Annotated in this window: 18 protein-coding genes; 8 read left to right on the plus strand and 10 right to left on the minus strand. The window is 67.7% G+C overall.

What is annotated here, in order from left to right; genetic code table 11:
* Positions 1-45: 45 nt before the first annotated feature.
* The 4 genes from A2X88_04320 to A2X88_04335 all read right to left on the minus strand — a co-directional run bounded on the left by A2X88_04320 (position 46) and on the right by A2X88_04335 (position 6,277).
* Positions 46-1,917, minus strand: coding sequence for a hypothetical protein (locus tag A2X88_04320; protein ID OGP35118.1), 1,872 nt, complete (start codon positions 1,915-1,917; stop codon positions 46-48).
* The gene (locus tag A2X88_04325; GenBank protein ID OGP35119.1) at positions 1,914-2,711 is read right to left on the minus strand and encodes a hypothetical protein; all 798 of its coding nucleotides are present in this window, start codon (positions 2,709-2,711) and stop codon (positions 1,914-1,916) included. Before A2X88_04325 ends, A2X88_04320 begins: the two co-directional genes overlap by 4 nt.
* Entirely contained in the window at positions 2,708-4,501 is a 1,794-nt protein-coding gene (locus A2X88_04330; protein OGP35120.1) for a hypothetical protein, read from the minus strand. The genes A2X88_04325 and A2X88_04330 overlap by 4 nt, the downstream gene beginning before the upstream one ends.
* A 135-nt stretch (positions 4,502-4,636) precedes the next feature.
* Positions 4,637-6,277, minus strand: coding sequence for a hypothetical protein (locus A2X88_04335; GenBank protein ID OGP35121.1), 1,641 nt, complete (start codon positions 6,275-6,277; stop codon positions 4,637-4,639).
* A gap of 249 nt (positions 6,278-6,526) precedes the next feature.
* Between A2X88_04335 and A2X88_04340 the strand changes: the two genes are divergently transcribed.
* Both A2X88_04340 and A2X88_04345 read left to right on the plus strand, forming a co-directional pair.
* Positions 6,527-7,423, plus strand: a complete 897-nt coding sequence (locus A2X88_04340) for a hypothetical protein (protein ID OGP35122.1) — start codon at positions 6,527-6,529, stop codon at positions 7,421-7,423.
* Entirely contained in the window at positions 7,420-8,103 is a 684-nt protein-coding gene (locus A2X88_04345) for a hypothetical protein (GenBank protein ID OGP35123.1), read from the plus strand. Before A2X88_04340 ends, A2X88_04345 begins: the two co-directional genes overlap by 4 nt.
* Here A2X88_04345 and A2X88_04350 read toward each other — a convergent pair.
* Positions 8,087-9,364 carry a hypothetical protein gene (locus A2X88_04350; GenBank protein OGP35124.1) on the minus strand — a complete coding sequence of 426 codons (1,278 nt, stop codon included), beginning with the start codon at positions 9,362-9,364 and terminating at the stop codon, positions 8,087-8,089. The two genes, A2X88_04345 and A2X88_04350, sit on opposite strands and share 17 nt — an antisense overlap.
* Positions 9,365-9,409: 45 nt before the next feature.
* Here A2X88_04350 and A2X88_04355 point away from each other — a divergent pair, with 45 nt between their 5' ends.
* Entirely contained in the window at positions 9,410-10,360 is a 951-nt protein-coding gene (locus A2X88_04355) for a hypothetical protein (protein ID OGP35167.1), read from the plus strand.
* A gap of 24 nt (positions 10,361-10,384) precedes the next feature.
* A complete protein-coding gene (locus A2X88_04360; GenBank protein OGP35125.1) occupies positions 10,385-11,044 on the plus strand; it encodes a hypothetical protein in 660 nt (219 codons plus the stop codon).
* Positions 11,045-11,097: 53 nt separating this feature from the next.
* Here the strand turns inward: A2X88_04360 and A2X88_04365 are convergent, their stop codons facing one another.
* On the minus strand, positions 11,098-12,471 hold the full coding sequence (locus tag A2X88_04365; protein OGP35126.1) for a hypothetical protein: 1,374 nt from the start codon (positions 12,469-12,471) through the stop codon (positions 11,098-11,100).
* Positions 12,461-13,507, minus strand: coding sequence for a hypothetical protein (locus A2X88_04370; protein ID OGP35127.1), 1,047 nt, complete (start codon positions 13,505-13,507; stop codon positions 12,461-12,463). The genes A2X88_04365 and A2X88_04370 overlap by 11 nt, the downstream gene beginning before the upstream one ends.
* Before the next feature lie 151 nt (positions 13,508-13,658).
* On the opposite strand from A2X88_04370, the gene A2X88_04375 reads away from it, so the two are divergent.
* Positions 13,659-14,360, plus strand: coding sequence for a hypothetical protein (locus A2X88_04375; protein OGP35128.1), 702 nt, complete (start codon positions 13,659-13,661; stop codon positions 14,358-14,360).
* A 422-nt stretch (positions 14,361-14,782) separates the two neighbouring features.
* Here A2X88_04375 and A2X88_04380 read toward each other — a convergent pair whose 3' ends face one another.
* Together A2X88_04380 and A2X88_04385 are read right to left on the minus strand one after the other, a co-directional pair.
* Positions 14,783-15,718 carry a hypothetical protein gene (locus A2X88_04380; protein ID OGP35129.1) on the minus strand — a complete coding sequence of 312 codons (936 nt, stop codon included), beginning with the start codon at positions 15,716-15,718 and terminating at the stop codon, positions 14,783-14,785.
* Positions 15,715-16,296, minus strand: coding sequence for a phosphoheptose isomerase (locus A2X88_04385; protein ID OGP35130.1), 582 nt, complete (start codon positions 16,294-16,296; stop codon positions 15,715-15,717). The genes A2X88_04380 and A2X88_04385 overlap by 4 nt, the downstream gene beginning before the upstream one ends.
* 163 nt (positions 16,297-16,459) lie before the next feature.
* On the opposite strand from A2X88_04385, the gene A2X88_04390 reads away from it, so the two are divergent.
* From A2X88_04390 to A2X88_04400, 3 genes are all read left to right on the plus strand, one after another.
* Positions 16,460-16,858: a CoA-binding protein gene (locus tag A2X88_04390; protein ID OGP35131.1), complete on the plus strand. Its 399-nt coding sequence runs from the start codon at positions 16,460-16,462 to the stop codon at positions 16,856-16,858.
* 67 nt (positions 16,859-16,925) lie between these two features.
* Positions 16,926-17,252 carry a thioredoxin gene (locus A2X88_04395; GenBank protein OGP35132.1) on the plus strand — a complete coding sequence of 109 codons (327 nt, stop codon included), beginning with the start codon at positions 16,926-16,928 and terminating at the stop codon, positions 17,250-17,252.
* Positions 17,249-17,866 (plus strand): hypothetical protein, encoded by a 618-nt coding sequence (locus A2X88_04400; protein OGP35133.1) that lies wholly within the window; start codon positions 17,249-17,251, stop codon positions 17,864-17,866. Before A2X88_04395 ends, A2X88_04400 begins: the two co-directional genes overlap by 4 nt.
* Here the strand turns inward: A2X88_04400 and A2X88_04405 are convergent.
* On the minus strand, positions 17,826-18,947 hold the full coding sequence (locus A2X88_04405) for a rod shape-determining protein RodA (protein ID OGP35134.1): 1,122 nt from the start codon (positions 18,945-18,947) through the stop codon (positions 17,826-17,828). The two genes, A2X88_04400 and A2X88_04405, sit on opposite strands and share 41 nt — an antisense overlap.
* Between the last annotated feature and the right edge of the window lie 2 nt (positions 18,948-18,949).

The raw sequence follows: 18,949 nt of genomic DNA on the forward strand, positions 1-18,949 counted from the left end.
CTGTCTCCCGGCATCCCAGGGAGTCTGGAATCTATTATTCTACGCCTACCAGTCCACGATTTCCACACCGAACCGCCGCATCAACTCCCGGGTCTTGGTGTGGATCTTCCCGCGGACGAGGATGGCCGCCCGGATCTTCCGCCCGCCGAGGTATTCCGCCGAGGTGAGAAAGGTCCCCGTGACCCGGACCTCGAACCCCGCGCCCTCCCCTCCGAAGAGGAGAAACCGCTCCCGATCCTCGTGGGGGGTCCCGGAGACTCCGAGGATCCGCCGGAAGATCGATCTCCCCCCCTCCTCCTTCCCCACGGAGAAGATCTCGTACCCCGAGTCCCGTACGATCGACCGCAGGGGAGGGGACATCTTTCCCGCGTCGACCACGTACCGCTTCCCCCCCGCATCGAAGATCCTCTCCGGCTGGACGGTGAGCTGGAAAGCACCTCCCTTTCCCCCGATCGTGATCTTCTCCTCCGAGGCGATGTGAAGCCCCAGAAAGGAGAGGGTGTAGTCGACCGCCGCCAGCCCCCCTTGCGGCACCGCCTCCGGGGCGGCTTCCGGCTCCGTCTCCTCGGCGTCGATCCCGACCAGGAATCCCTCACTGGCGGAGCGGTCCACGGCAAACGGCAGGACCCGGATGCCGATGTGCCCCGCGTACCGGAGGACCGCGGAGAGATCGTCCCCCGGCTTCTCGGAGACCTCCTTGAGCAGGAAGACCTCGCCGTTGAGCAGGCTCTGCGGCGTCTTCAGCACGATCCGGTCGGCGGGGACGGCGATGGCGAGCTGCTCCCCGATGACCAGCGGATGCTCCTTCCCTTCCCTGGCGGAATGGTACCCGGCGGCCTTCAGGAACCGGTCCAGCATCTCCAGCGGACCGGAGCTTCCCCCCATCGAAACCACCCGGTAGTTCTTCCAGGTCTCCGTGATCAGCGCCCGCACGTCGGCGGGGAGCCCGTCGTGAAAGTCGACCAGCAGGTCCACCCCCGTGGAAAGGCGGACGACCGGATAATCCCCGAGGTCGAGGACGACCTCCCCGCCGGTCGGGATGGGAAGATACAGGGTGCCCCGGTCGATCCACTTCTCCCCCAGTCCGGCGGCCAGGTCGGAGAGCAGACCCCGGTACACCGGCTTCGCCGGGGCGGGGGGAACCTCCTTCGCCGGCACTCCGGCCGTGAAGGCGATCAGGGATCCCGCTTCCGGGGTCGGCAGCGAAGGCGACACGAGCTGGGCCTCCGGCTTCGCCGCCGGGATCGCCTCCTGGCCCGGCTGCGGCGGGACATCCCGCGTCAGCGCCACCGCCGAAGCCGGCGCCTCCTCCGGTTTCCTCTCCGCAGGTTCTGCGGGGGGCGCCGCGGCCGCCAGCGGGCCGGGGAATGGAGCGGCTGCGACGGAAGGGGCTTCCGCGAAATACTCGGCGGTGGGAATCAGGATCGTTGTTCCGGCATAGATCCGGTCCACGTCGCGGACCGGCTCGTTCAGCTCCATCACGGCCGAGAGGTACCGCTCCCTGTCCTCCCGCGGGACTCCGCGCGCGGCGAGGATCTTCAGCAGCGCGTCTCCGCGGACGATCCGGTGGGGGACCGCTTTCCCGGATTCCACCATCCGCCGGACCTTCGCGGCCGCCCCGGAGGGGATCAGGATCTTCTGCCCGGGCGAAAGCTTCCCGGGATCCCGCACCTCCGGGTTCGCCCGCCGGAATTCCCGGAGCGCCGCGGAATAGTTCGACGGAAAGAGCGGGGAGATTCCCTCCAGGATCTTCCAGAGGTTCTCCCCCTTCGAGACGGTGTGGACCTCGTAGAAGCTCTTCTTTCCCTCCGAGGTCTCCGCGAAGATCCTCTTCTCCAGGAAGATCTTCGGCCTCTCCTCCGCCTGTACCGCCGCCACGACAAGGCAAAGCGCGGCGACGACCGCCCCTCTTCTCAATATCCCTCCCCAGTGAACGTCGACACTCCGGCGTTCACCCCGATCGTCTTGTACATCTTCGGGCTCTCCCACGGCTCGTCCAGGATTCCGTCGTGGATGGCCCAGCTCCTCCCGCGCACCGTCGCCCCCTGCCCCGGCATCCGGAAGGGGGTGCTCCCGTCGAGCCTCCCGTGCAGCAGTCCGCCCGGACGGAACTCCCGGTCGGTCCGGACCATCCCCTCTTTCCCGGTAAGGTACTGGAACCCGCTCCTCTCGTACAGGATCGCGCTGGTGTAGCCCAGCGGCTCCAGGAAGAAGAACCGGTGCCCCAGCTTCCCGAAGAAGGCTTCCCAGCTGGCGACCAGGTCCGGCATGGCGCGCAGACCGCGGCGGACCTGTCCGGGCGCCAGGCCGTCCCGCATCGCCCGGATCTCCTCGGGGAGGTTCCTCAGGGCGGTCCCGAAGTAGGTGTCCCGCCCCCCCTCGTCCACGTCCACGTCGTACCGTCCGCTCTCCGGATCGTTCACGATGACGAACGAGATCTCCATCTGCCCGTAGGGCGTGCTCGACACGTCGAGGAAGTAGACGGCGTCCCGGTCCTCCGGGGTCCGGTGGAATTCCACCTGGAAGAAGGGCATCCCTTCCGGGCAGGTGAAGGAGACGCACCGGTTTCCTCCCGGCCCCCGGAACGTCTCCGGGTCTACCGAGAACCTCTCCAGGAGCCGGCGCGGGACCAGGGTGGACAGAAGCGCCTCACGCTCCCCCTCCGGCAGGGCGTTGATCTCGTACGCCGTAACGGGCAAGGGGGAGATCAGCCCTTCTCATACAGGGAGTCGAGCAGGTGACCGTACTTCTGAAGGATCACCTTGCGCTTCAGCTTCAGCGTTGGAGTCAGCTCCCCCGTTTCCAGCGTGAAATCGGTCCCGAGCAGCACGAACTTCTTGACCTGCTCGAAGGAGGCGAGCTGCCGGTTCAGCTCCTCGATCCGGGCGCGCATCCTCTCCTCCACTTTCGGGTGCTTCGCCAGCAGGACCGGATCCTGTTCTGCGATTCCGTTCTGCGCCGCCCATTTGGCGACATCCTCGGCCGACAGGGTGATCAGGGCGGTGATGAAATGTTTCCGGTCGCCGTAGGCGAAGGCCTGGCTCACGAACGTGTCGGTCTTCAGCAGGTTCTCGATGTTCTGCGGGGCGATGTTCTTCCCCCCCGAGGTCACGAGGATGTCCTTCTTCCGATCGGTGATCGTGAGGAACCCCTCGGAGTCGAGGACCCCGATATCCCCCGTGTGGAGCCACCCCTCCGCGTCGACCGCCTGCCGCGTGGCCTCCGGGTCCCGGAAATATTCCTTGAACACGTGGGGACCGCGCACGAGGATCTCCCCGTCCTGCGCGATCCGGATCTCGGTGCCCGGAAGCGCCTTCCCCACGGTCCCGAACTTGTAGCGCTCGATCCGGTTCACCGTCGTGACGGTGGAGTCCTCCGTCAGCCCGTACCCCTCCAGGATGAGCACGTCCATGGCATGGAGGAACTCCGCGACCTCCCGGGCGAGCGGGGCGCCGCCGGAGATGAAGAAGCGCAGCCTGCCCCCCATCCGCTCCCGGATCTTGCCGAACACCAGCTTGTGGGCAAGGGAGTACTTCCCCGCCAGGAACCCCCCCACCGCCTCTCCCCGCTGGCGGCGGCGGGACACCTCGCGTCCGACCCCGAGCGCCCAGTGGAAGATCTTTTTCTTGAGCCCCCCGTCCTCCTCGACCTTGGCCAGAACGCGGGCATAGAACTTCTCGAAGAGCCTGGGGACACTGACCATGATCTCCGGCCGCACGAGCGCAAGATCCTCCCCCACCGTCAGGATGCTCCGGGCGAAGGCGGAGACCGCCATTACGTCGAAGGTGAGGAAGTGCTCCAGCCGGCCGAGGGAGTGTGCGAGGGGGAGGAACTGCAGGAGCGTCTCCCCACGGCGCACCGTGACCGCGTCGACCGCGGAGGTGACGACGAAGGCATAGTTGCTGTGCCGCGTGACGACCCCCTTCGGGGGGCCGGTGGTCCCGGAGGTGTAGATGACCGTCAGGTCGTCCTCCGGCCGGATCTCCGCGGTCCTCCGGTCGAGCGCGCCGGGATGCTCCCTGGAGAATTCCCTCCCCTTCTCCCGGAGCCCGCCCAGCCCGATCGTCCCCGTCCGCCCTTTCGGATCCCCCGTGAGCAGGACGACGGTGGAGAGGTCCGGGAGGTTTTTCCTCGCCTGGTCGACCTTGCTCCACTGCTCCTCGTCCTCGACGAATACCAGCCGGGCCCGGGAATTCGCCAGGATGTACTCGACCTGATCGGGAAGGTTGGAAGGATAGATCGGCACGGTGACGAACCCTCCAAGGATCCCGGCGATATCGGACAGGCACCACTCCAGCCGCGTGGTCGACAGGATCGCCACCTTGTCCTCCCGGGAAAGGCCCAGGGCGAACAGGCCGTTCGCCATCTCCCGGACCGCGGTGCCCACCTCCCGGTAGGTCGTCGGCTCCCACTTCCCCTCCCGGGGAACGAGGTAGCGGACCGCGTCCCCCCCCTCCTCGATCCGGTTCAGGAACATCCGGTTCAGCGTGCCTTCCTTCATGACCTCTCCTTGGAGGGCGGGGATCCCCCCGTCCTCATCGTCACTCGTATTCCACGGCGAGCGTCACCGTGTTGCTCCGCCTTCCCATTCTGGTTGTGCCCGCCTTGCCCTGCCGGCAGCATCTCCCCCCCGCCGCTACCGGAAAAAGGGAAGGATATCATCGTATGCTACCATCCCCCGCCCAAGCAGTTCCCGCACGGACTGGAAGGCGGGGTAGAGATGCTCCTCCGTGAGCTGTTCGACCGTCCGCTCGACCGGAAGGCCCGCGAGCAGAAGGCTCTGCACCCCGTGGGAGAACGGCAGCGCTTCCGCCAGCGCGATCTTCCCGGAATATCCCTTCCCGTCGCAGCGGTCGCAGCCCGCCGGCATGTAGAACGAGGTCTTCCGGATGATCTCCTCCAGCATCTCCCCGCGCTTCCCCCCGCCGGGAAGAAGGGAGGGCTTCGCCGGCACCGTGCGCCGGCATTCGGTGCACAGGAGGTCCACCAGCCGCTGGTGCAGGATGAGGCGCACCGTGCGGAAAAGCAGGAACGGGTCGACAGGGAGCGACAGGAGGGTGCGGACCACGTCCCCGACCCCGGACCCGCGGACGCCGCACAGGACCGGGACACCCTCGCGGACGAGGTGGACCAGCTCGATCAGGTCCGAGGAGTCCCGCAGAAATTCCACCATCAGGGCGTCCGGCTCGACCGCTCCGGCCAGCTGCGCCCACCGCCCCCCGTACCGGGTTTCGAGATCCCTGCGCTCCAGCTGGATGTATCTCTCGGTGCGGAACCGGAACCGCTCCTCCACGGTCACGACGCGGGCGCCCGGGCGAACCATTTCCCGGAGCATGGCGAACATCGTGGTGGCGGCCCCCTCCGGTCCGGGGGTGGAAAGCAGGTAGAGACCGTCCTTCTTCCCCAGCAGCCGGCAGGTGATCTCGACCTGTTCCGGCGCCAGCCCGACCGAATCGAGGGTGGCGGCGGGCCGGAATTCGGGCAGGTGCCTCACGATCGCCTCGGGCCCGGAAAGGCCGTGGAGAAAGAGCAGCTGGAAGGAGAGAACCCCGTCGGAGCCCTCCAATTGGAAGGTAGACTCCGACCCTTCCGCGGGGATCCCGGGAAGCGCGGCGAGCTCCGCCAGCCCCCCGAGCAGCGCCCCGCGGTACCGGATCGGCATGGAGAACAGAAGGGCGTTCTCCCCCTCCGCGCGTCCCGAGACCCGGACCCGATTCCCGGCGGGGAAGATCCGGACGCTTGAAATACCGCCTCCCACGGCGAAGGAGAGGGTTTTCTCCACGAGCGTCCTCGCCCTCCCCCGGGCGAGCCATTCCGCGGCCTGCCCGCGGTCCACGAGACCCCCTTCCAGCTCCTCGGATGCGGGCGCCTGCAGGTTCGGGTAGAGCCGGTCGAGGATCCGGTTGATCGTCCGGGGCGGACAGACCACGAGCCGGATGCTCAGGCCGGTTCCCTGCCCGATGACGGAAAAGACCGGGTGAAGGAACGGGTCGGCCACCGCCAGGGTCAGCCGGTCTTCCTCCCGGGAGAGCGGCGCGATCCGGTATTCCCGGGCGGTAGATTCGGGGACGAATTCGGACATTGCGAGAGGCACCGCGGCCGGATCGATGTCCTCGAACGCCAGTCCCAGCGATTCGGCGAGGAGGAAGCTCCTGGCGTCCGGGTGGAGGATTCCCTCCAGCAGCGTCGCCTCGAGAAGAGGGACCCCCCTCCTCTCTCCGGCCATCTTGAGATGTTTCAGCGACTCGGGGGAGAGATACCCCAGTTTCAGAAACATTTCCAGGATTTCCGTCTGGGAAACACCCAACTCGGGCCGCCTCTGCGCGGACCGTTCCGGAACCCTGCCGGGCATCAAGGATGTGCGCGGCCGGGACGCGGCAATGCTTGACAGCCGGCTGCCTCCAGGAACAGGCCGCCTGTTTTTTTCAACTTTATTAAAAAGACGTGGGAAAGTAAAATGTTTCCTGACTGACGAAAACGCGCGGATCTGGAGAAGGGATTGCACCGTAAGGGTCGGGTGTTGCTGTTGTGCCTGTTGGCGCTAACCCTCGCCACGGAAGGCTGTGTCGTCGCCACCTCCCGGTTCGACGCGAAGGTCCGGGAGTCGGACGCCCTTCGGGACGCGCTGGCCTCCGTGAACCGGGAGAAAGGCGCCCAGGAGGCGCGGAACGAGGCGCTGGCCAGGCAGGTCGCCGGGGAAAAGGACGCCTCGGAGCGGTGCGCCGCCCGCACGGCGGCACAGGAGGAGGAGCTCCGGAAACTCCGGGCGGAGTTCACGGAGACCAGCAGGAACATCGAGGGAACCCGGATCACGCGGGAGACGTTCATCACGGAGCTGCTGGAAAAGGAGAAGGGAAGCGGGAAGCGGATCCAGGAGCTGAGCGCCAGGGCGCTCGCCTGCGAATCGGAGCGGGAAACGGTTCTCCGGGAATCCGCATCCATGAAGCAGAAGATCGAGGAGCTCGCGAACAAGGCGGCGGAGACGCCGGCCCTGATCGCCCTCCGGCTGGAAAGGGACATCCTCCTCGGCCGCGTGGAGCGCCTGTCGGAGGAGAAGCGGCTGTCGGAAAAACGGCGGACGGAACGGCTCGAGGCCCTCGTCCGGGAGATCGCCGCGATCTCCCCGGAGGTAACGGCGTCCTCTGCGGGCCCGGCCCTGCGCCTCCTGGTTCCCGGGAAGGTGCTTCTGGGGAAGGGAAAAACCGCGCTATCGGACGTCGGCAAGGAGTTGATCGGGAGGATCGGAAAGGCGGCCTCCGAGTTTCCGGGAGCGTCGGTCATCGTGGCAACGGACGGAAGACCGGCGGCGGACGAGATCCTGGCGCTGCTGGCCCGCGAGGGAAATATTCCCGGGGGGCGGATTCTCGTGGACCCGGGAGGAAGGGAGAAGGGGGCGACGGAGCTGCTCCTTGTCGCGCCGTGACGGCGCGCCGGACCGGACGACCCCCGGTCGATATGCCCAAGAAACGGGAAAAAGAGCCGGAAAAAATCCCGGGGATGGATCTTTTCGAGGCGATGAAGGGGCGGCGGAGCGTCCGGCGGTTCCTCAAGGAAGCGGTCCCGAAGGATGCGATCCTCCGGATGGTGGCGGCCGCGGCGGAAGCGCCCTCCGCGGGAAACGCGCGGAACGTCCGCTTCCTCGTGGTCCAGGATCCGGGCCTTCTCTCCCAGATGCGCAGGATCGTGGATGAAATCCTTTCCCGGGTCACCGGGAAAGCGGTCCCGCCGGGGAAGATCAACTACCACAACCTGTTCGCCGCGGCGCCGGCGGCGGTCTGCGTCGTGGGGTCCCCCTACGAATCCTCGACCGACCGTCACCTGAGGGCGAAGGATCCCGAACGGCACCGGGCGCGGCGATTCCAGGTGAACCCCGGAGTCCAGAGCGTCGCGGCGGCCATCACCCAGTTCCTCCTCGCCGCCCACGGGCTCGGGTACGGCGCCTGCTGGATGACCGGACCCCTGTTGGCCAAGCCGGAACTGGAATCGGTCCTGTCCGTGCGCCCCCCCGAGGAATTGCTCGCGATCATCGCGCTGGGAAAGCCGGACACGGTCACCCCGAAGCCGCCGAGAGAGCCCCCCGAGGAGATCACGGAGTTCCGGTAGCGACCGCCTTCTCGAAGCGGAGACGACGGATCCGGAAGCGCTCGGTCTCCACGATCGTGACGCGGTATCCGTGCGCCAGAAAGGTGACCACCCCCTCCGGCCACCCCTGGAGGCAGTCCAGCACGAACCCCGCCGCCGTCTCGTAGGTCTCCCCCAGCGGGATCTGGATGCCGTATTCGTCCCGGAGGACCCGCACAGGGGTGGAGGCCGGAACCGACAGCGCGCCGTCCTTCTCCCACTCGGGAACCTCGACCGGCTCCGTCCCCCCGGCCAGCCTCCCCACGATCTCCTCGAGCAGGTCGTGGACCGTGGTCACCCCGCAGAGCTTCCCGTGCTCGTCGATCACGACCGCCATGTGCACCCGCGTCCGCTGGAACCGCCGGAGCAGATCGGACACCTTCATCGAGGCGGGCACGTAGACCGGCTTTTCCTCCTGCCGCTCCCATGCCTCCGCTCCCCCGGGGCGAAGCAGCTGGCGCGTCGAAAGGACCCCCACGACCTCCTCCCCGCTCCGGGAAACGATTGGGAAACGGGAGAATCCCGCGCGGGCGGCGATCGCGGACACCTCCTCCGGCGTCATCCCCTGCCGCAGCGTCACGACCTCGGACCACGGCGTCATCACCTCGTCCACGACCGCCTCGCCGAACCGGAGGACCCGCTCGATCATCTTCTCCTCCGTGGAATCGATCGTCCCGTGCTCCGCCCCCTCCTCGATCATGCCGAGGATCCCTTCCTCCGAGCCGAACCGGATATCCATGAGAGCCTCCGGGGAATACCGGCTGCCGAACAGTAGCCTCCCCAGGCCGTCGAGGAGGCGGGAGGGGAGCGCCCCCGCGCGGAGGGCGAACCTGCAGGACCGGCTCCACCGGCGCAGCACCCGGCGGGAGTCGGCCAGCGCCCTGCGGTTCGCCAGATTCTCCAGGAAGAAGAGGAGCAGCAGATAGACGGGAACCCACGCCGCGCAGAGGGCCAACCCCAGCCACCCCGGAATCCGGGCGGCGAGGGACACCGCGGCCGCTCCCGCGCAGAGCGCGGAGAGGATCTTGAGGACCGACGACGAGACCCAGAGGGAGAACGGGTGGCGGATCCCCGGATCGCGCACCAGAACCAGCAGGATCTCCGCGGAAGGATGCCCCCCCTCCGCCTCCTCCTCCAGCCCCTCCTCCCCCAGGATGAGGAGGGAGGAGCGGAACAGGGTCGCCGCACCGCCCGCCGCGGCGAACAGGACCGCCGCGGCCGTCCAGGCCCAGGGATTCCACATGTCTTCACTATATCTGATATAGTGAGAGGAATCCTGAGGGAGATGATGAAACGCGTCGCCTACGTCTATCACCCCGACTATCTCCTGCACGTTCCCCCCTTCGAGCATCCGGAATCCCCCGAGCGGCTCGCCGCCATCCACGGGCACCTCGAAACGGTCGGTCTGACATCCCTGCTGCTCCCGACGACCCCGGACTATTCGGAGGACGGGGAAATCCTCCGGGTCCACGACCCGGCATACCTCCGGAGGCTGGAGATGGCCTGCCGCCGGGGCGATCTGACGCTCGACGCCGAGGACACCTACATCGACAAGAACTCCTATGCGATCGCCCTCCTCTCGGCGGGCGGCTCGATCGCCGGCGCAGACGCGGTGGCTTCCGGAAGGGCGGACCGGGCCTTCTGCGCAGTCCGGCCGCCGGGCCATCACGCGACGCGGACCGAGGGGATGGGATTCTGCCTCCTGAACAACATCGCCATTGCCGCCCGGCACCTCCAGGCGAGGCACGGATTCGCCCGGGTGATGATCGTGGACTGGGACGTTCACCACGGCAACGGGACGCAGGACATCTTCCTCGAGGACCCTTCCGTCTTCCTCTTCAGCATCCACGAGAACCCCTCCTTCCTCTACCCGGGCACGGGACGCCGCTGGGAGACCGGGAAGGGGGCGGGAGAGGGAACGATCCTGAACGCTCCGATGCCCCCCGGTGCGGGGGACGACGAGTACCGGCTGGCCTTCGAGCAGCTGCTCGCGCCGGCCGTGGAGCGGTTCCGCCCCGAGATCCTCCTCCTCTCCGCCGGGTTCGACGCCCACCGGGACGACCCCCTCTCGCACCTCCAGCTGACCGGGGAAGGGTTCCGGTTCATGACCCGCTTCGTGGTGAGGCTGGCCGAAGCCTATTGCGGGGGAAGGATCGTCTCCATACTCGAGGGGGGATACGAGCCGCGATCGCTCACCCTTTGCACCGAGATCCACCTTCGGGAACTGCTGGCGGACTGACACGACCGCAAAAAGGAGCCCTCTATGTACGTCGCCAGAAGGATGCACCGAAACGTCGTCACGGCATCCCCCGGAGACTCCCTCCGGGAGGCCCGCGAGAGGATGCAGAGGAGGAATGTCCGCCAGCTGCCGGTCGTCTCCGCCGACGGGACGCTTGTGGGGATCCTCTCCGACCGCGACATCCGGGAGGCAATCCTCCCGGTCCGTTTCCTGCCGGGAACGACGGAGGAGGATCTGGAACGGATGCTCTCGGAGACCCCCGTCGAGAGGGTGATGACGCGGAAGGTGGTCACCGCGACGCTGCACGACGCCCTGGAGGACGCCATTGTCCTGCTCGCCGACTTCCGGGTGAACTCCCTGCCGGTCGTGGACGGAACGGGAAGGCTGGCCGGAATCCTCACCCGCGGGGACGTTCTTCGGGCCTGCATCCAGGCGATGGGGGTCGGGGAGATCAGCTCCCGCCTCGAGGTCCTGGTTCCGGACAGGCCCGGGGCGCTCGCGGATGTCGTGGCGATCATCAAGACCTTCCACGTGAACATCATTACGGTCCTGACCGCAGGCCCCGCGGGGGCGGGGATGCGGACGATCTACTTCCGGTTGAGCACGCTGAACGTGGCGCCGATCCGGAAGGCGATCGAGGAGGCGGGGTTCCGGGTTCTCGACCCGGGCTCCTTCATGCCGTGAGGACGATGGTGCTCCGGGCGACGGGGGTCCTGACCGCCGATTGAGGGAACCCCCTACCCGCTCCCTTCCCTGCGCAGGATCCCCTCCGCCGCCAGGATGCCGTTCAGCGCCGCCCCGACGATCCCCCGGGACTTCCCCACCCCGTCCCCCGACACGAACAGGTTCGGGACGTTCGTCTCGAGATACCGGTCGGTGTCGTACTTGGTGTCGTAGAACTTGATTTCGGGCACATAGACCGTCGTCGAGGGGTGGGCCACCCCGGGAATCACCCGGGCCAGCAGGAGCAGGCTCTCCCGGAGGTTGTCGACAATCCTCCCCGGGTAGGCGAAGGAGATGTCCCCCGGGGTCACCCGGGGGCCGAGGGGGAGGGTCGGGGTCATCTTGTCGTAGCCCAGGTCCGCCGAATGGAAGGTCTCCGCCTTCGAGCGCCTCCCCTCGGTGAGGTCTCCCCACCGCTGCACGACGAGGCTCTCGCCGCCTCCCCAGAAGTTCGCGAACTCCATCACCTTGCGCCCCATCTCCGTGGTGTCCTGGATCGGCTCGGTCATGGAGACGGTATTCAGGATCGCGAAGTTGCTGTTCCGGGTCTTCCGTTTTTTCAGCGCGTCCCCGTTCACCAGCCGGAACCCGTTCCGGATCTCCACGCGGACTCTCCCCCCGGGGTTCGTGCAGAAGGTCCGGGTCCGGTCCCCGTATGTGGGGGTGACAAAGAGGAATTTCGGGTCGTAGAGCACCTGCGTGATCTCGTCGAGGACGGGGTGGGCGACTTCGACCCGGCACCCGATGTCGATGGGCCCGTACCGGGTCCGGACGCCGTTGCGCCGGGCCACCTCGCGGAACCAGTAGGCCCCTTCCCGACCCGGCGCCGCCAGCAGGTAGCGGGAGAGGATCTTCCCGTTCGTCGTCCGGAGGAGGAAGAGCCCGTTGTCTTCCCGGGAGATGTCCTCCACCCGCGTTCCCAGGGAAAAGCGCGCGCCGGAAGCGGTGATCGACTCCGTGAGCCGCGCCACGACCCGGTGCGCGAGGTCGGTCCCCATGTGCCGCTGGCGTGCGGGAAGCAGGGTGATGTCCCAGAGGTCCTTGGAGGTTTTTCGCCGCACCCAGGAGACCCGGTCCATCCAGGTTCCGATCCGCTCCGCGTCCTCCCCGTACAGGACCGGGTCGGCCCCGTGCGCGAGGAACACCTCGTCGATCCCGGCGATCCGCGCGGAGGCCTCCTCCTCGGAGATTCCCAGCTCGTCCAGGTCGAGCCCGATGTGCGGAGAGAGGTTCAGCTTCCCGTCGGTCATCGCCCCCGCACCCCCGGTCCGGGGCTTCTCCTCGAGGACGATGACCGTAACCTTCCGAGAGAGCTCCCGCGCCGCGAAGAGCCCGGCCGGCCCGGCGCCGATGATCGCGACGTCCCAGCGCACGGGATCAGCGGGCATGCCGTCCCCCCTCCACGCGCGGCCCCGCGGAGAGCCGGAAGGGATAGACCGTGAACCCGCGCCCGCGCAGGAAGGACTCGACCTCTTCGCGCCCCTCCGGTTGGCGGAGCAGGGCGAAGAGCATCCCGCCCCCTCCCGCCCCGCAGAGCTTGGCGCCCGCGACGTTCCGACGGAAGACCCGGCTCGCCAGAGCCTCCTCCACCTGGCGCGTGGAAATCCCGGGGGCGATCGTCTTCCGGATCGCCCACTCCCGCGACACGGCGCGGCCCAGCCGCTCCACCTCTCCGGAGGAAGCCGCTTCCCAGGCATCCCGGGCGGCGCCGGCGATCCCCGCGAACTTCTTCAGGATCGCGGGATTCCCCTCGATCGCACCCCGGATCATCCTCCAGTTCACTCCCGCGGAGAAGTGGCTCTTCCCGGTGTAGGCGAGGACTCCATGCCCGGAGATCCTGCGCCCCGGGAGGCTGCCCGGGGGGATCCGGTCCGCCTCCGCCGTCCCCGGGAGAAACCGGATTCCCTGGATCCCTCCCCGCAGCGCCGCGATATGGTCCTGGCGCCCCGTCAGGTTCCGCAGGTGCAGCGCCTCGATCTCCATCGCCTTCCGTGCCGTGTCCCTCCACCGGCCCCGCCTCCCGAGCAGCGCGTCCGTCGCGAGCAGGACGGCGACCAGCAGGGCCGACGAGGCTCCCATCCCCGTGCCGATCGGGGCCTCGTTGCGAAACCGGATCTCGACGCCGGACAGGGGCGGAACGGTGCGCAGCGCCGCGGCGACAAGCCCGAACCGTCCCCTCCCCGGAAACCGGTGGGTGTCGGCCGCTTCCTGCCGGCGGGCGAATCCCTCCGCCACGAGCCGCGCGCCCCCCGGGACCGGGAGGATCTCCACGCGGCTGGTCAGGCCTACCGCCGCGTTCACCGTCAGGGAACCCGGGACAAGAAGGTAGAGGGGAAAGATGTCGAGCGTCCCCCCGGCGAGGTCGACGCGGTTCGGAACGACCGCCCGGACCGGGACCGCCGGGAAGCGCCGTCCTGCACGCATCGGCCACTCCCTGCGCAATGGGCTCTCTCCGTACTTGTACCACGCCCCCCCGGGTAGCGGAAGAACGCAATTCCCCCTTTACGCGCGGACGTTTTGCCCTGTATAACCTGTAGGCAGGAACGGATCCGAAACCCCGCGCAGGAGGAAACCCATGCCGCCTGTCAAGATCCGCTGGTTCGGTCATTCCGGCTTCTCCATCCAGGACCCCTCGGGGAAGACGGTGCTGGTGGACCCGTGGTTCCAGGGAAACCCCACCGCCCCGGGCGACATGAAAGAGGTGACCAGGGCGGAGTTCATCCTGATCACCCACGACCACTTCGACCATGCGTCGGACGTGCCTGCGCTCGCACGGCAGACCGGCGCGCTCGTCGTAGCAATCTTCGAGGTGGCCGGGGATCTCAAAGCCCGGGGAGTTCCCGAGTCCCAGCTGCTCCATGGCGGGATCGGAATGAACATCGGGGGAACCGTCGTGCTCGACGGATTCTCCTTCACGATGACGGAGGCCCGCCACTCCTGCACGCTGGGCTCACCCGCCGGCTACGTGATCCAGACCCCCTCGGGCGTCACCCTCTACCACTCCGGGGACACCGGGATCCTCCCCGGCATGGCGCTGACCGGGGAGCTCTTCTCGATCGACGTCGCGATCCTGCCGATCGGATCGGTCTTCACGATGGACTACCGGCAGGCTGCCCGGGCGGCGTCCCTCCTGAAGGCGAAGACGGTGGTCCCGATGCACTACGGGACCTTCCCGATCCTGGAGCCGAACGCGGACCGGTTCGTCGCGGAGATGAAGAGGACGGCCCCGGGAACGCGGGTGATCGTCCTCTCCCCCGGGGAGGAAGCCTCGGTCTGACCCGGGCCGCCCGTATCCAGGCCCGTCCCGATTGCGCTCGGATCGGCTTCGTCGCCTCGGAGAAACTCTCCGCGATAAAGGGACCCTGGCTCGCGGGGGGAATCCCCTCGGCTACGCTCGCGATCTGCGCCCGCTCGCTGCCGTTCCGCTCGCCGCAAGCTGCACCCTGTTGTGGGGACACTCCTGTGTTCTTCGCGGAATACACCAGGAATGTCCCCGCCGCCTCGTCGACTCCCCCCACAGCGCTGCGGGTCCCCGGTTGCCGGCAAAGCAGCCGCAGGAGGGTGGGCGGAGTGAGGTAAAGCGCAGCCAAAGCGTGCGTCCTCCAAGGCGAGCCACGAACGCAGCCCCCCTCCGAGGATGCGGAGCCGTCACCGTGGTCCCCCGCGAGCCAGGGGCCTCTTCCGGGAAGGGCGGGGGGTTCAGCCCAGGCGTTCGGCGACCGCGGCCATCAGCAGCGGGAAGAGGATCTCGTGCGGTCCGATCAGGTGGTATCCCTTCCCGCCGGCCCGGGTCGGCCGCGACACGACGTTCACGTCCGGGCGGTAGTGCCGGATGAAGTCCATGTTCACCGTGGTGATCCGGGACAGCGGTTTGCCGAGATTCCGGGCGACCGAGACGGCCTTGAGGAAGACCTCCGGCAGGATCACCGCGGAGCCGACGTTCAGGTAGACCCCTCCCTGCAGCCGGCAGACCATTCCGCAGAAGATCCGGAAGTCCCGGAGCGAGGCCTCCCCCGACGCCGCGCCGTCCGCCTCGGGGTGCATGTGGACGATGTCGGCCCCCAGGCAGACATGGACGGTCACCGGAACGCGGAGCTTCCAGGCCTGCGCAAGCAGGGAGCGGTCCCGGTGCGGCGCCCGGGAGCCCGCGATCGCCCTCCCGACGGCGGCGCCGTACCCCAGCCCGTCGCGAACCCCGTCCGCCACGGCGGCGTGGATGAACCGCGCCGTCTCCTTCGCCATCCCGAACGACCCGTCCCGGAGCCGCTCGGCCACGTCTTCGGAGGTCTTCCCCGCCAGGGCAAGCTCCGTGTCGTGGATCACTCCGGCCCCGTTCATCGCCACTCCGGTGAAAAGCCCCTCCGAAAGCCCCTGGAGCAGGAGGGGGGAGAGCCCCACCTTGATGAAGTGGGCGCCGATCCCGAGAAGGACGGGGGCGTTTTGCCTCCTCGCGCGCGCGATCGCGACCGCTACCGCGCGGAAGTCCCCCGCGGCGAGGTAGCCGGGAAGTCCGTCCAGGAACTCCCCGAACGTCATTCCCTTTCGCACGGGAGCGGCGAACCCCCGCAGGGAGACCTTGCTTTTCCGGGAACGGAGCGACTCCCGGCGCAGCCGGGAGAGATCGACCTCCTTCATCGCTTCCCGACCTCCCGGAAGAGGAGGGTGTCGGTCAGGTCGCAGAGGATGTGCCCGACCACGATGTGGGCCTCCTGGATCCTCGGCGTGCTCCTGGAGGGAACGCACAGGGAGATGTCGGCGAGGGAGGCGGCCTTCCCCCCCTCTCCGGTCAAGGCGATCGTGAGGATCCCCGCCTTCTTCGCCACGCGGAGCGCCTTGAGGACGTTCGCCGAGGAGCCGCTCGTGGTGATCCCCAGCACGACGTCCCCCTTTTTCCCCAGCGCCTTGACCTGCTTGCTGAACACCTCGTCGAAAGCGTAGTCGTTCGCGACGCTGGTGAGGATGGAGGTGTCCGTGGTGAGGGCGATCGCCGGGAGTGGGGGACGCTCGATCAGGAACCGGTTCATGAACTCGGCGGCGATGTGCTGGGCGTCCGCGGCGCTCCCGCCGTTGCCGAACAGCAGGATCTTTCCCCCCGCCTTGAACGAATCCGCGATCGCCTTCGCGGCCTCCAGGATCTCCTCCGTCATCGTCTCGATCATCCGGAGCCGGAGCTCCGCGCCTTCCCGAAACGCCTTCGCGATCGTTTCCTTCACCGGGTTCCTCCGAGACGGGTAGGGTACGATAATCCGTTTCCCGCGGGGCTGTCAAGAAACGGCGCCCCGCGGGAGCGGCGCCGCCCCGGCTTTCCTTTCGGAAAAAACCGATGTAGCATTTAGGGCATCTTATTCTCCGACCGAATGCAAAGAGGAGCAAGGTTTGGATGCCCTGATCGACAGGATTCTTTCCGACAGCCGGACGATCGCCGTGGTGGGACTCTCGGAGAAACCGGAGCGTCCGAGCCACGGTGTGGCCCGCTATCTCCAGGAACGGGGATTCCGGATCATCCCGGTGAACCCCAAGGTCCGGGAGGTCCTGGGGGAGAAGGCCTACCCCTCGCTCCGGGAGATCCCCGGAACGGTCGACCTCGTCGACGTGTTCCGGAGGCCGGAGGAGGTGGTTCCGGTCGCCGAGGAGGCGATCCGGATCGGGGCGAGGTTCTTCTGGATGCAGGAAGGCGTCACGAACCGCGAAGCGGAGGAGATGCTGGCGGGCGCCGGGATTCCCGTGGTCGCAGACCGGTGCGTGAAACAGGAGCTCGCGAAGCGGGGCAGATGAAGCATCCTTCGCCTTTTTCCGCCGGGGAACGGACTCCGGGGGAGCGGGGCGGGCAGGGAGGAACGGTATGAGCGGAAACATCCTGGATCTGAACAGCGGGAACTTCCAGACCACGGTCGATACGGGGGCGACCCCCGTTCTCGTCGATTTCTGGGCCCCCTGGTGCGGGCCGTGCCGGGTCATCGCCCCCATCCTGGAAGAGGTGGCGAAGGAATTCGAGGGGAAGGTCCGCGTGGCGAAGGTGAACGTCGACGACAGCCCCGACATCGCCTCCCGGTTCGGCGTCCGCGGGATCCCCACCCTGATCCTGTTCAAGGACGGGCAGATCAAGGGGCAGATGGTGGGCGTCAACCCCAAGAACAACATCGTCTCGCTGATCCAGAAAAACCTTTGAGCGGAGGACGGGGTGCCGCCGCGGCGGGCCGCTCTCCCGCAGGGCTTATCGCGCTTCTGATCGCGGCCCTCGTATCCGCCGGCTGCGGCGCGAAGCGGCTTGCCGTGGGCAGTTCCCCCTTTCCCGCGGAAAAGCCGGTGTTTCTGGACGAGCGCGGACTGGAGCGGTCCGCCCTACCCGAAACCCCCGAACCGGCCCGGCTCCTCTTCCTCGATTTCCCCTGGTGTCCCCAATGCGACGACATGTGGCAGGGGATGAACGCCGCGGCGCAGGCATTCCCTCCGGGGACTCTCCGGGTGTACCGGATCCTGTTCGACCGGGAGCGGCTGTTCACCCGGGGGGAACCGGCCGACGTGCCTCCGCTCCTGCCGACCTCCCCCCGAAATCCGGTCCTCGTCGACTCCGCGGGAAACGCCGTGCCGGTGACGACCTGGACGGCGATTCCGGTCCGGTTCCGGGACCGGTTCCAGGTCGGACAGGTCCCGATCCTGCTTCTGCTCGACCGGGAAGGGGTCGTGGCCGCCCGGTGGGTGGGGGTTTCTCCCTCCCTGGCTGCCTCCCTGACGGACGAAATCAGGGAGCGATCAGCCGCTCCCCCCTCCTCTGGAAGGTGAACCGGCTGCGGGCGAGATTCGAGAGAACCCCGAGAGCCAGCATGTTCGTGACCATCGAGGACCCCCCGTAGCTGACGAACGGCAGCGGAATCCCCACCACGGGGAAGAGCCCGCACACCATCATCGTGTTGACCACGACATGGACGAGGAAAAAGGCGGTAATCCCCCCGCAGGCAAACGCCGCGAACCGGTCCTGGCACCGGGAGGCCAGGAAAAACCCCCGGTAGCAGAGTCCCAGGAAGAGCGCGATCAGGACCAGGGACCCGAGGAATCCCCACTCCTCGGCAAAGACTCCGAAGGCGAAATCGGTGTGCTGCTCCGGCAGGAACCGGAGGGAGCCCTGCGTCCCCTCGAGGTACCCCTTTCCGAACAGGCCGCCCGATCCGACGGCGATCTTGGACTGGATGACGTGGTACCCCGCGCCGAGGGGGTCCCGCTCCGGGTCCAGCAGCGTCAGCACGCGCTGCTTCTGGTACTCCCTCATCAGGAACCAGAGGACCGGGATCCCGCCGGCGGCGAGCACCCCGAGGAGGACGAAGACCCGGGTCCGGACGCAGGCGATCACCATCATCCCGGCGAGGATGAGGAGGAGCACCCCGGCTGTCCCCAGGTCCGGCTGCAGTGCCACCAGCAGGAACGGCGGGGCCGCGATGCCGATCGACGGAAGGGTGTCGAACAGGTCCAGGCCGGCGTGGGTGTACCGGCTCGAGAAGAAGGTCGCGAGCGCCAGGATGAGCGCGATCTTGGCGAGCTCGGAGGGCTGGAGGTTGAACCCGCCGAAGGAGATCCACCGCTGGGCGCCGCCCCGGACCTTCCCGGCGATCAGGACGACCACCAGGAGGAGGAGGACCAGGAAGTAGAGGAACCAGGAGGTCTCCTCGAGGAACCCGTCTCCCACGAGATACACCGAAAAGAACACCCCGATCCCCAGGAGCAGCCAGATCGCTTGCTTGGAATAGAGCGGGATCCCGCGCCCTCCGAGGACCCGGGTTCCGCTGTACACGTTCAGCAGCCCGATCGCGCACAGGGAGAGGGCGATGAGACAGAGTGTCCCGTCGAGCCGCGCGAGCTTCTCCCGCATTC

Source organism: Deltaproteobacteria bacterium GWC2_65_14 (genome assembly GCA_001797615.1).
GTDB lineage: Bacteria > Desulfobacterota > Deferrimicrobia > Deferrimicrobiales > Deferrimicrobiaceae > GWC2-65-14.